The organism is Nonomuraea sp. NPDC050783 (assembly GCF_040802095.1).
Classification (GTDB): Bacteria; Actinomycetota; Actinomycetes; order Streptosporangiales; family Streptosporangiaceae; genus Nonomuraea.
In genome coordinates this window covers 297511-309628 of sequence record NZ_JBFAHK010000011.1, presented here as the reverse complement: position 1 = coordinate 309628, position 12118 = coordinate 297511, and the positions used below count along the sequence as shown (strand labels likewise).

10 protein-coding genes are annotated in these 12118 nt (G+C 70.8%); 4 read left to right on the top strand and 6 right to left on the bottom strand.

The annotated features are described in order from the left end of the window. Positions 1 to 2 precede the first annotated feature (2 nt). The 6 genes from AB0H75_RS28570 to AB0H75_RS28545 form a co-directional block, all read right to left on the bottom strand. Positions 3 to 2027: an RICIN domain-containing protein gene (locus AB0H75_RS28570; protein ID WP_367801335.1), complete on the bottom strand. Its 2025-nt coding sequence runs from the start codon at positions 2025 to 2027 to the stop codon at positions 3 to 5. A gap of 6 nt (positions 2028 to 2033) precedes the next feature. Further along, on the bottom strand, positions 2034 to 3506 hold the full coding sequence (locus tag AB0H75_RS28565) for an alpha-N-arabinofuranosidase (RefSeq protein WP_367801333.1): 1473 nt from the start codon (positions 3504 to 3506) through the stop codon (positions 2034 to 2036). A gap of 13 nt (positions 3507 to 3519) precedes the next feature. Next, on the bottom strand, positions 3520 to 4353 hold the full coding sequence (locus AB0H75_RS28560) for a carbohydrate ABC transporter permease (protein WP_367801331.1): 834 nt from the start codon (positions 4351 to 4353) through the stop codon (positions 3520 to 3522). Further along, positions 4350 to 5267: a carbohydrate ABC transporter permease gene (locus tag AB0H75_RS28555; protein ID WP_367801329.1), complete on the bottom strand. Its 918-nt coding sequence runs from the start codon at positions 5265 to 5267 to the stop codon at positions 4350 to 4352. Before AB0H75_RS28555 ends, AB0H75_RS28560 begins: the two co-directional genes overlap by 4 nt. Before the next feature lie 6 nt (positions 5268 to 5273). Beyond that, positions 5274 to 6650 (bottom strand): ABC transporter substrate-binding protein, encoded by a 1377-nt coding sequence (locus tag AB0H75_RS28550; protein WP_367801327.1) that lies wholly within the window; start codon positions 6648 to 6650, stop codon positions 5274 to 5276. A 645-nt stretch (positions 6651 to 7295) separates the two neighbouring features. Further along, entirely contained in the window at positions 7296 to 8213 is a 918-nt protein-coding gene (locus tag AB0H75_RS28545) for a LysR family transcriptional regulator (RefSeq protein ID WP_367801325.1), read from the bottom strand. Positions 8214 to 8498: 285 nt separating this feature from the next. Between AB0H75_RS28545 and AB0H75_RS28540 the strand changes: the two genes are divergently transcribed. Genes AB0H75_RS28540 through AB0H75_RS28525 form a run of 4 tightly spaced genes read left to right on the top strand, consistent with a single transcriptional unit; the run spans position 8499 to position 12110 of the window. Continuing rightward, the gene (locus tag AB0H75_RS28540) at positions 8499 to 8993 is read left to right on the top strand and encodes a nuclear transport factor 2 family protein (RefSeq protein ID WP_367801323.1); all 495 of its coding nucleotides are present in this window, start codon (positions 8499 to 8501) and stop codon (positions 8991 to 8993) included. Positions 8994 to 9051: 58 nt separating this feature from the next. Further along, positions 9052 to 9939: an alpha/beta hydrolase gene (locus AB0H75_RS28535; protein WP_367801321.1), complete on the top strand. Its 888-nt coding sequence runs from the start codon at positions 9052 to 9054 to the stop codon at positions 9937 to 9939. Further along, complete coding sequence (locus AB0H75_RS28530; RefSeq protein WP_367801319.1) at positions 9936 to 10754, top strand: NAD(P)H-binding protein; 819 nt, start codon at positions 9936 to 9938, stop codon at positions 10752 to 10754. Before AB0H75_RS28535 ends, AB0H75_RS28530 begins: the two co-directional genes overlap by 4 nt. Before the next feature lie 36 nt (positions 10755 to 10790). Further along, positions 10791 to 12110 (top strand): MBL fold metallo-hydrolase, encoded by a 1320-nt coding sequence (locus tag AB0H75_RS28525; RefSeq protein WP_367801317.1) that lies wholly within the window; start codon positions 10791 to 10793, stop codon positions 12108 to 12110. Positions 12111 to 12118: the final 8 nt, after the last annotated feature.

The window sequence follows — 12118 nt, the reverse complement described above, 5'->3', positions numbered from 1 at the left end:
GGCTACTGGATGCCCTCCTTGACGAGCCTCCACTGCTGGCAGGCGCAGCCGGTGTCGCTCCACTGGTCGGCGACGGCGCCGTCGGCGGCGGAGTTCTGGTAGATCTCCAGGAGCTTGCCGCTGTTGGCGTTGGGCACCTTGGAGTAGCCGGAGTCGGCAGGGTCGAGCCGCCAGGTCTGGGTGGCGTGGCCGGTGAGTGCCCGCTGGACGGCCTGGGTGCCGTCGGCGGTCGAGGCCGAGGGGATCTCCAGCAGCTTGCCGCTGTTCTTGTTGGTGAAGGTGTAGGGGCCGCTCCCGGCGACGCGCCAGATCTGGGTGGGATGGTCGGTGTCGCCCCACTGCCCGGCGCCCGCGCCGTCGGTGGTCAGCGCCGAGAGGATCTCCAGGTACTTGCCGCTGCTCCGGTTCACCAGCTTGAACTCCCCGCCCACGGCCACGCCCGGCCGGTAGACGTCGATCGCGTCCAGCTCGGCGTACGTGCCGCTGTAGGTGAACCTGATCGTGTTCGTGCCCGCGTTCAGCGACCTGCTGAACTGCACCCAGCGGAACCGCCCCCAGTCCACGGTCGGCGGATAGGAGAGGGTGAAGGCGCTGCCGCCGTTGACGCTGACCGCGTGGCCGCTGGTCGCGCCGGTGCCGTTGTCGTAGCGGACGTTGATCGTGTACGTGCCCGCGGCGGGCACCTTGACGTCGAACTGCACGTAGCTGTCGGAGTAGTTGATGTTGCCGACCTTCGAGCCGTTGGAGGCGTCGGCGTGGGTGACGAGCGAGGTGTTGTTACGGGTGGCGCGTTCGGCCTCGTAGTGGTCGGCGTTGAGCGGGATGGTCCCGACGCGGATGTCGTTGTAGTGGGTCGTGGTGTTCTCGACGTTGGTCGCCTGGTACAGGGTCAGGCCGTCGGGGCTGGTGTCGAAGCCCTGCGCGAAGCCCGAGAAGAAGCCGCCCTGGGTGTCGGAGGCGTCGTAGGTGACCGCGTACGGCAGCCGCTCCCAGGGTCCCTGGCCGAGGTTGTAGTTGACGAAGAAGTCCTGGCCGCCGTTGATGTTCCCGGCGCTGTCCAGGCCCCACTTGGAGGCGACGACGACCATGCCGTTCGGGCCTCCGGCGGGCACCCAGCGGACGAACGGCGAGGAGCCCATGCCCCGCCCGTCGGCCAGTCTGATCGGGGTGCCGAGGCCGCTCGGCCAGGTCAGCCCGTCGTCGGAGATCTTGAAGTGGTTGACCGCGGTGTTGAGGCTCTGGCTGGGCCGGTTCACGACCTCGTAGGTGGCCAGGTACTTGCCGTTCGGGAGCCGGGTGACGGTGATCATGCCGGGGCGGTCGCTGCTGTTGCCGACGGCGGCCACGTTGGTGACGGGGCCCCAGGTCAGGCCGCCGTCGGTGGAGCGGCGGTAGACGACGGCCTGCAGGACGCCCGCCGACTTCTGGCGTTCGTCGGAGTAGTAGCAGACGAGGTTGCCGGAGGGGTCGAGGTTGAGCGAGGGCTCCCAGACGGTGCTGGTGGTGGAGGTGGGGCTCGGGTCGTAGACGGCGGGGCCGCCGGTGTCCACGGTGCTGTGGTAGGTCCAGGTGGCACCCTTGTTCGTGCTCTTGTACAGCACGATCCTGCTGCTGGAACGGTCGGCGGGCATGATCATCCCGGCGAGGACGACGGTCCCGGCGGCCAGGGAGCCGACCTGGCGCGGCAGCTCGTACAGGAAGGGCTGGGAGGTCAGGGTGAGCGAGGGGAAGGTCTGGCTGGGCACCACGTCCGACAGGTGCGTCCAGGTGGCGCCGCCGTCGGTGCTGCGGTAGATCGGGTAGACCTGCACGCCGTTCACGTAGACGAGCTGGTCGTAGGTGACGAGCAGGGTGCCGTCGCTCTTCAGCGAGATGATCTTCGCGTACGTGGTGCCCGCCGGGTCGAAGGAGTTTCCGGCGGGCGGTGAGTAGACCAGGGAACCGTTGCCGGTCGTCACCGCCTGGGCCGGGACGGCGGGGAGCAGCAGGGCGAGCAGGAGGAGGGCGAGCAGGGGTAAGCGCCTCATGGGGGGTCAGTCCTTTCGACGGCTCTTGAGGGCGGTCCAGGATTCGGCGGGCAGGTGCAGGACGATCCCGCCGTCGTCGTCGTTGACGTGCTGGGTGAAGGAGAGGGGCACGCCGCTGCCGCCCGCGGCGAGCGTCCAGGCGTCCTGGACGGCCAGCGTGCCGGGGCCGAGGTGGCGCAGCCGCACCCGCGCGGGCACGTCGCCGCGGTTGGTGATGAACAGGGCGAGTTCGCCGGAGTTCTCGTCGTACGTGGCGGCGGCGGCCACGGCGGGCACGTCGCCGTGGCGCACGGTCGCGATCTCCGGGGCGGACACCCGGGTGTGCAGGCTCACGCCGCGGGCGAGCTGGGCGGTGAGCGCGGCCGGGTAGAAGATCGTCTGCCGGCGGGCCGGGCCCCCGGGCTCGGTCAGGATCGGCGCGCTCACGTTGACCAGCAGCGACAGGCAGCCGATGCGGACGCGGTCGGCGTGGTTGAGCAGCGCCACCAGCAGGTCGCCGGTCACGACGGCGTCCAGCGGGGTGTAGACGTGCTCGGTGATCGGCACCGCCACGTCCGGTTCGCGGGTGGTCAGGTCCACGAAGGGGTCGCGGGTCCACACGTTCCACTCGTCGCAGGACAGGTTGACGCGCTTCCTGCGGCCCAGCCGGGCGCCGACCGCGTCGGCCGTGGCCACGACGTCGCCGATGAACGCCTCCAGCGCCGCGCCCGAGCCCAGGTACCCGGCCCGCTCCCCGTCGTTGAGGTAGTAGGCGTGCAGGGACAGGTAGTCGGCCACGTCGTAGGCCTGCTCCAGGACCTCCGCCTCCCAGTAGCCGAACGTCGGCATCTCCCGGTTGCTGCTCCCGCAGACCACCAGCTCGATCCCGGGATCGACGAGTTTCATGGCCTTTCCCGCCTCGCGGGCGAGCGCGCCGTACCGGGTGGCGCTGGTGTGGCCGATCTGCCACGGGCCGTCCATCTCGTTGCCGAGGCACCACAGCGGCACCCCGTACGGTTCGGCCCTGCCGTTGGCGCGGCGCAGGTCGGACCAGCGGGTGCCGGTCGGCCTGTTGCAGTACTCGACCAGGTCGGCGGCCTCCTGGATGCCGCGCGTGCCCAGGTTCACCGCCATCATCGGGCTCAGCCCGGTACGCGCGGCCCAGCCCAGGAACTCGTCGGTGCCGATCTCGTTCGGCTCGATCCCGCGCCAGGCGGGCTCGAACGTCCGCGGCCGCGAGGCCACCGGGCCGATGCCGTCCTCCCAGCGGTAGCCGGAGACGAAGTTGCCGCCGGGGTAGCGCACCAGCGTGACGCCGAGCTCGCGTACCAGGTCGGCGACGTCGGTGCGGAAGCCGTGCTCGTCGGCCGCGGGATGGCCGGGCTCGTAGATGCCGGTGTAGACGCATCGGCCCATGTGCTCGACGAACGACCCGAACAGGCGGCGGTCCAGAGGCCCGCGATGGAAGGAGGTGCTGAGCGTGATGGCAGCGGTGAGCAAGGACGGCTCCTGTCTATTTGCTGCTGCCGGCCAGCAGGCCCTTGATGAAATGGCGCTGGACCAGCAGGAAGACGACGACGGTGGGGACGGTGGCGATCGTGCAGGCGGCCATGAGCTGGCCCCACAGCTCGAAGCCGCTGGCGGTCTGGGCGCCGGTGACGTTCGTGGCGAGGTTGGCCAGCAGCACCGAGACGGTCTGCCTGCTCTCGTCGTTGACCGCCACGATCGGCCAGACGAGGTCGTTGTAGACGTTGAAGAAGGTCAGCACGGCCAGCGCCGCGAGCCCGGGCCGGATCACCGGCACCACCACCGACCAGAACGTCCGCAGCACCTTCGCGCCGTCGATGGCCGCGGCGTCCAGCAGCTCGTCCGGCACCTGGCTGATCACCTGGCGCATGTAGAAGACGCTGAAGGCGTCCACCGCGCCCGGCAGCACCAGGGCCTGGTAGGTGTTGATCCACCCGAGCTGCTTCATCTCCAGCAGCAGCGGGATGACCAGCGACAACACGGGCAGCATCAGCGTCAGCAGCACCAGGCCGAACAGCGCCTCCTTGAAGCGGAAGCCGTACTTGGCGAAGCCGTACCCGGCCAGCGGGCACAGGATCATCGTCAGCGCGCTCTTGGCCGCCACGACCAGGGCCGTGTTGCCCAGCGCCTGGCCGATCGGCACCACCTCGAACATGGCCGTGAAGTTGTCCAGGGTGAACGGCCCCGCGCCCAGCGGGTCGTTCAGGATGCTCGCCCCCGGCTTGAACGCCGAGACGACCATCCACCAGATCGGATAGAGGAAGACCACGACGGCCGCCGCCAGCAGCAGGTACCCGCCGCCGCGGCGCGCGAGCCTCACTTCGACTCCCTGAACAGGCGCACCGCCGCGACCGACAGCGCCAGCACCATGACGACCAGCAGGAACGTGTTGGCCGCCCCGGTGCCGAGGTCGGAGGCCCCGATGTGCTGGAACAGGTACAGCCCGCTGGTGGTGCTGCTGTTGTACGGCCCTCCGTCCGTCATCACGTACGGCTCCAGGAACATCTGCGAGATGCCCAGCGTCGAGATGACCACGAAGAACGCGATGGCGTGACGCATCAGCGGCACGGTGATCCTCCAGAAGGTGGTCAGCGGCCCGGCCCCGTCCAGCGCGGCGGCCTCGTAGACCTCGCCGGGGATGCCCTGGACGGCGGCCAGCATGACGATGAGCGCGAACCCGCTGGACTTCCAGAGCACCAGCAGCGCGATCGTCACCTTGGACCACTCCGTCGAGGTCAGCCACTCGACCGGCGGCAGGCCGACCAGCCCGAGCAGGTGGTTGACCACGCCGTAGTCCCGGTCGAAGATCAGGATGAACGCCTGGGCCATCGCCGCGAGCGGGGTCACGTACGGGATGATCACCGCCGTGCGCAGCAGCCCCTTGAAACGGAGCCCGGCCCGTGACAGCGCGCCCGCCGCGGCGATCGCGCCGACGGTCTGCAGCGGCACGATCAGCAGCCAGATGAGCCCCGTGTTGCCCAGCGCCGCCCAGAAGTCGGCGTTCGTCAGCAGGTAGGAGTAGTTGCCGAGGCCCGCCCACCGGAACGTCGCGCCGCCGTGCCAGTCCAGGAAGCTGAGCTGGAAGGCGTAGGAGAGCGGGTAGGCGGTGAAGGCCGCGAAGAACACCAGGAACGGGGAGACCAGCAGCAGGCCCCGCCATCCCGTACGCGGCCCGCGCCGGGCCCGGGGGACGCGGACGGCGGACGCCCGCCGCTCGGCCGTCAGTGTGGACACGGCCGCTCAGTTCCTGTCGATCAGGTTCTTCTTGATGTCGGCGGTGGACCGCGCTATCACGTCGTCCACCGACATCTTGCCGTCCATCAGGCGCTGGAGGTTGGCGCCCAGGTATTTGGCGGCCTGGCCGTACCAGGTGGGGGCGGTGTAGCCGGGCGGGATGTCCAGCGCCGCCCTGGTGCTGATCGCCCAGTTGTCCACGCCGCCGAGCTGCGGCAGCCTGTCCACCAGGGGCTTGGCCGGGTCGAGCGCCGACCTCACCGAGGGGACCACCGTGTTGAGCCCGGTCGGGTAGACCGCGTTCTTGGAGAACACCGTCCGGTAGCCCTCGGGCCGGTAGACGGCGAACTCGTAGAACAGCCAGGCCAGCTCGGGGTTCTTGGCCTTGCCGGGGATGACGAAGGAGCTGCCGCCCATCAGCCCGCTGCGCGCGCCGCCCGCCGACCAGGCGGGCAGGTTGGTCACGCGCCACTTGCCGGTCGTCTTCTTCAGCCCCGACTGCGGGATGAAGATGAACCACTGCGCCCACGGGACCAGCGAGATGACGCCCTCGTCGAGCATGGTGATCTGGGCGGTGCTCGCGAACTTCTGCCGCGCTCCCAGCCCCTCGTCCACGACCGTCTTGATCCAGGTCAGCGCGCGCCGCGAGGCCTCGCCGTCCAGCGTCAGGTTGCCGGAGGGATCCACCAGGCCGTGTCCCTGCTGCTGGTTCAGGAACATCGTGTACCACACCATGCCCAGCGTGTTGTCCTGCTCCAGCGGGATCGGCCGGGCCTGGGGATTCTTGTCCTTGATCGTACGGGCGGCGGCCAGCAGCTCGTCGTAGCCGGTCAGCGAGGCGGGATCGACGCCGGCCGCGGTCAGTACCTCCTCGTTGTAGTAGAGCAGGCCAGGGTCGGTGTCCCAGGGGACGCCGACCAGCCGGTTGTCGTGGGTGAGCACGTCGAGCTTGAACTGCACCGTGTCGGAGCGGTACTTGCTCATCAGCGCGGTCAGGTCGTACAGGTGGTCGGCGTGCTGGCCGAGCTGGTCGTCCTCCCAGAACGAGCCGTCCGGCAGGCCCGTGCCGCTGACCAGGGCCGGGGGGAGCTTGGTGGCGATGTCCACGCCTTTGAGGTTGACCTTGACGTTCGGGTACTCCTTGTTGAAGGCCGGGACCACCGTACGGAAGACCTTCAGCAGGTCGTCGTCGCGCATCCACAGGGTGACCTCGCCGCGGGCCTGCGCGGCCGACGGGGCGGCCGAGGATCCGAGCGTGGCGGGTTTGTCCGACTCCACGGGCACGCCGCAGGCGGCCAGCGTGCCGACCGCGGCCAGCCCTCCCAGCCCGCGCAGGACGTCACGGCGCGATGTTAGCGCTACCAGTTGAGACGAGCGGACCATGGTCTCTCCTTGGGTCCGGGAAGGTGCCGACGATACGAGGACGGCCGATCGCTCCGATTGTTAACGATGCCATTCTGATGCGTCAAGCATGGTTCTTCATGGAGAAATCCACGTTGTTATCGTTGCCATCGCTGACCCGGCCTTGTCGCGCGGGGAGATGGCGGCGCGTCCAGGCGGACCCGGCCGGCCGGGGCGCGGGGCCGGCTCGCCTCGCGGCCCGGCACGCCGGTCACCTCCTTCTGCTCGTGCCTCGGGGCGCTGTCCAAGCCGGCGAGCTGGACCCGGCAGGATGCCCTTTGGCCGTTGTCGCGGCAGGAAACCGGCCGCGAACACCGTCAACGGATTCCTCGTCGCCGCCTTCGGCGCGACCGAGCGGAAGCCCGCGCCCCCGGCTTCTACGCCGGGGACGGAACGCTGATCCACGCCGAAGTCGAAATCGGCGGCTCGTTGCTCATGGTCGCTGACCGTAAGGCCGACTGGCCGTTCACCCCGGCGCTGACCCAGGTGTACGTCGCCGACCCCGAGGAGACGATGCGCAGAGCGGTCGAACGCGGTGCTGGTGGCACTGGGTAGCTTGACCGGGGGACGAACCCCCATCAGACGGCCTCGGCCGTATCCCCGGCCGGGGACGGCCGGGGCGAGGTTTCACGCGGCGTGGTGTCGCCGGTCGTGGCCGGTGACGTGGCGGACTTCGGCGATCAGGCGCGTGACCAGGGGCTGGGGGGCGCGGTCGGGCCAGACGACGGCGAGGTCGAAGTGCTCGGCATCCGAGATCGGGATCCAGCGCAGGTTGCCGACGGACGTCAACGCGTGCAGCGGTTGCGGGGCGAGCCAGACGCCGCGGCCCCGGCCGACTTCCAGCAGGCAGTCCTCCACGCTGGGCACGAGCGGGCCGCGTGGCGCGGGGCCGCCGCCGGGCCGGGGGTCGGCGAGCCAGAACCGTTCCGCCTCCGGGGAGGTGAGGACGTCGGGACGGATGACCGGATCGTCGGCGAGGTCGGCGAGGGTCACGGCCGGGCGGTCGGCCAGGGGATGGCGGGTGGACACCACCACCACGCGGGGATCGCTGCGGACGACCGCGTGGTGCAGCCCGGTGCCGCCGATCGGCAGCCACATGAAAGCCACGTCCGCGCGCCCGTCGCCCAGCAGTTCGAGCTCGTGCCTGGGGGTCGGCACGCCGTTCAACGTCACCCGCAGACCGGGGACCGCCGCTTCGAGAGCGTCGGCCACCTCGACGGCGAACATGGAGGCGGCGGTGGGACAGCAGGCCAGGCGGAGGGTGCCGGCCTGCGCGCCGGCCACCGCACGCACGCGTTCGGCCAGGTGGGCGACGTCGTCGAGGAGGGTCGCGCCCGCTGTGGCGAGTTCCTCCCCGGCGGCGGTGAGCAGGACGCCGCGCGAGGTGCGTACCAGCAGGACGACGCCCAGGGAGCGTTCCAACTGCCGCACGTGCGTCGAGACCGCCTGCTGCGTCAGATGGAGCGCCGTCCCGGCCCGGGTCATGGACCGCTCCTTCGCCACCGCCAGGAACGAACGCAGGTGCCGAAGATCGATGTCGCTCATGGCGAAAACACTAGTCGCTCGGGGTGAAGGCACTGGTCGCTCGTGGAGGGCGCCGGCGGCCACAACGATCCGCGGTGGCGGGCCCAGTGCTTCGTTGTTTCCCCCAGCGGCGGTGCCGCGTCCAGAATCGTGCCGTCGGCCGCGACGTCGTGGCGCCGGGCCCGGGCCCGGGCCCGCGCGAGCAGTGCTGCCTCGCCTTCGCCGGCCCATGCCCTGGCGGTTGCGGGCGCCGCCTGCCCCAGGAGCCGTCGTCTTCAGGACCAACGTTGTGATGAGAGAGGTTCAGTGAGCACGATTGATCACCCCACCGCCGGGGCCGACCTGCTTCACCTCGTGGAGCGCCAGGCCGTGGTCGAGGTGTGCACGCGGATGGCGTGGCACGCCGACCGGCGCGAGTGGCAGGCGCTGGAGGCCGTGTTCGCCGATGAAGTGCGCTTGGACTACACCAGCCTGAACGGCGGCGAGCCGGCCGTGTTGTCGCCGGGGCAGATCGTGGACGCCTGGCGCCAGGTGCTGGGCGGGTTCGACGCCACCCAGCACCTGATCGCCAACCACCTGGTCACGCTGGAGGGCGACACGGCGGTGTGCACCGCTTCATTCCAGGCCACGCACCGGCTGACGGACCCGTTGGGGGCCTCGTTGTGGACGCTTGGCGGCTTCTACCGGTTCGACCTGATCCGCGCTGACGGCGGCTGGAGGATCAGCGGCGTCGTGATGACGGCGGCCTGGGCCGACGGCAACAAGGAGCTGATGGCGCTGGCGGCGCTCGCGGCGCGGTGATCCACCGGAACCCGCGCCGACCTCACCCGTACGACTGATCATTGAGAGAGGACCGTCAGTGACGACCCAGCACAGAGTCACCTTTCCCAGCGGTACGGCCACCCTGACCGGCAACCTGTTCCTGCCCGGCTCCGGGACCCCGGCTCCGGGGATCGTGGTGGCCGGAACCTGGACCAGCGTCAAGGAGCTGATGGCCGACAGGTACGCCGAACAACTGGCCGACCGCGGATACGCCGCCCTGTCGTTCGACTTCAGCGGCTTCGGCGAGTCCGGAGGCGAGCCGCGCGACGTGGAGGACCCCGCGCGCAAGGTTCGCGACATCCAGCAGGCGGTGACGTTCCTGGCCGCCCACCCGGCGATCGACGCCGGCCGGCTGGGCGCGCTGGGGATCTGCGCGGCGGCGATGTACATGGCCGACAACGCCGCCCACGATCCCCGCATCGGCTCCCTCGCGCTGGTCGCGCCGTGGCTGCACGACGCCGCCATCTGCGAGGCCGCCTACGGGGGCGCGGAGGCGGTCGCCGAGAGGATCGAGACCGCCCGGAGGGCGCGGGCCCGGTTCGCGGAGACCGGCGAGATCGACTACGTCCCGGTGGTCAGCACCACCGACGCGCGCGCGGCCATGCCGTACGACATCGACTTCTACCTCAACCCGGCCCGCGGCGGCATCCCGGCCTGGCCCAACCGGTTCGCCGTCATGGCCTGGGAGGACTGGCTCACCTACGACTCCATCGCCCTGGCCCCGAAGATCACCCAGCCCACCATGCTCGTGCACAGCGAGGACGCCGCCATCCCCGACGGCGCCCGCCGTTTCCACGCCGGGCTCGCCGGGCCCAGGGCGATCCTCTGGGCGGAGGGCAGCCAGTTCGACTTCTACGACCAGGAGCCACAGGTCACGCTCGCGGCGGACACCGCGGCCGCCCACTTCGGAAGGACCCTGCGATGATCCTCGTCACCGGGGCCACCGGAAACGTCGGTGGCGAGGTCGTCCGGGCCCTGCACCGGGCCGGAGCGCCGGTCCGCGCGCTGGTGCGCGCGCCCGCCGAGCTGCCGGTCGAGCAGGCCGTCGGCGATCTGGACCAGCCGGACTCGCTCGTGCCCGCACTCGACGGCGTCCGCGGGGTGTTCCTGCTGCCCGGCTACCGCGACATGCCGGGACTGCTGGCCCGGATGCGGCGGGCGGGCGTGGAACGGGTGGTGCTGCTGTCCAGCCTGGCCGCCGTCGCCGCCGACACCCGCAACGCCATCTCCGCGTTCATGATCCGTTCCGAGGCGGCGGTCCGCGAGTCCGGCCTGGCCTGGACGTTCCTGCGCCCGAACGCCTTCATGTCCAACGCCCTGCGCTGGCTGCCCCAACTACGCCAGGGCGACGTCGTCAAGGACGCCTTCGGCGACGTGCCCATCGCCTCCGTGGACCCCTACGACATCGCGGCCGTCGCCGTCCGGGCCCTGCTCGACCCCGGCCACGAGGAGCGCGTCCACGAGCTGAGCGGCCCGGAACGGCTCCTGCCCGCCCAGCGCCTGGCCGTCCTGGCCAAGGTGCTCCACCGCGATCTGCGTTTCCACGCCCTCACGGACGAGGAGGCCCGAGCCGACATGTCCGGACGTGTGCCGGAGGAGTACATCCAGGCGTTCTTCAGCTTCTACAGCGACGGGACCCTCGACGAGTCCCGGATCTACCCCACCGTGGAGAAGGTGACCGGGCGTCCGCCCCGCACGTTCGAAGAGTGGGCCGAGGCCCACGCGGACGAGTTCCGCTGAGCCTCCTCCTCCGTCCCGGCATCACGAAAGCTCCAGATGAACCAGAGACTGCGGCGCCTCCTGGCCGCGACCTCCGCCGCCGCGTGCCTGACCGCAGGGCCGGCGGGCTGCTCGAACGACGACAAGCCCGAGGCGCCCGGCGCGCGGACGGCGCAGCCGGGCCGCTTCGCCTCCCCAGGCCCCGGCTCCGTCAACACCTACTGGATCCGGGCGCCGGAGGGCCTGGTGCTCGTGGACACCCTGCGCACGCCGGCCGACGCCCGCAAGGCGGTGGCGGAGATCAGGAAGACCGGCGAACCGGTCGCCGCCATCCTGCTGACCCACTCCCATCCCGACCACGTGGGCGGCGCCGGCGCCTTCCACGAGGCCTTCCCCGAGGCGCCCATCCACGCGTCCAGGGCGACCGACAAGGCGATGCGGGAGGACAAGCGCGGCTTCTATCCCCTGGCCCGCTCGGCGAACGCCGCCTTTCCCGCCGACCTCACCTATGCCGACCGGACCTTCGAGGACGGCACGGCGTTGCGGGCCGGCGGCCTGCGCTTCGAGACCGCCACGTACACCGGGGGCGAGTCCGATGTCGCGACCGTCTACTACCGTCCCGACACCGGTGACCTGTTCTCCGGCGATCTGGCGACCAGCAAGGTCACACCCGCCCTGATCGAGGGCAACAGCTGCGGCTGGCTCCAGATCCTCGACCGGCTGGAGCGGCGCTTCGCCGGGGCCGGGACCCTGTACCCGGGGCACGGCGCCCCGGGCCCGGCCCGGGCGGTGATCGACGGCCAGCGCCGGTACCTGCAGCGATTCCGTGGCCTCGTTCGCCCCGCCGTCACCCCGGACTCGCCCCAGGGCAGAACGATCACCCCCGGCGAGCAGGAGTCGATCGTCAGCGAGCTGGACCGCGCCTACCCGGGCCATCCACCGGTCGCGGACCTCCCGACCATCGTGCAGGAGAACATCAAGGCCGTCGGGCGGGAGCTGTCCGCCGAAGATCCCGCGAAAGTCCCCGCCGCCTGCTCAGACAAGCCGCGGGAAGGCACGCTGACGGCGCCGGTGAGGGCCTACGTCGACGCGGTCAACGGCGGGAATCTCGACGCGTTGACGGAATCGTTCGCCCCGGACGCGCAGGTCATCGACGTCGGACGGCGCATCCAGGGCCGCGCCGCGATCCGCGCCTGGGCCGCGGGCGAGGTCATCGGCGGCACGCTGACCGTCCTCAGGGTCGTCGAGAGCCGGCCCGGTCACCAGCGCCTCCTGGTCCGCTTCGCCCCCGGCGGCACGGGCGGGTTCGCGGCCTACTACACCTTCACCGTGAACGGCGCGTCCATCACCAGGGCCGAGCTGGCCTACGCCGACTGACCGCTCGT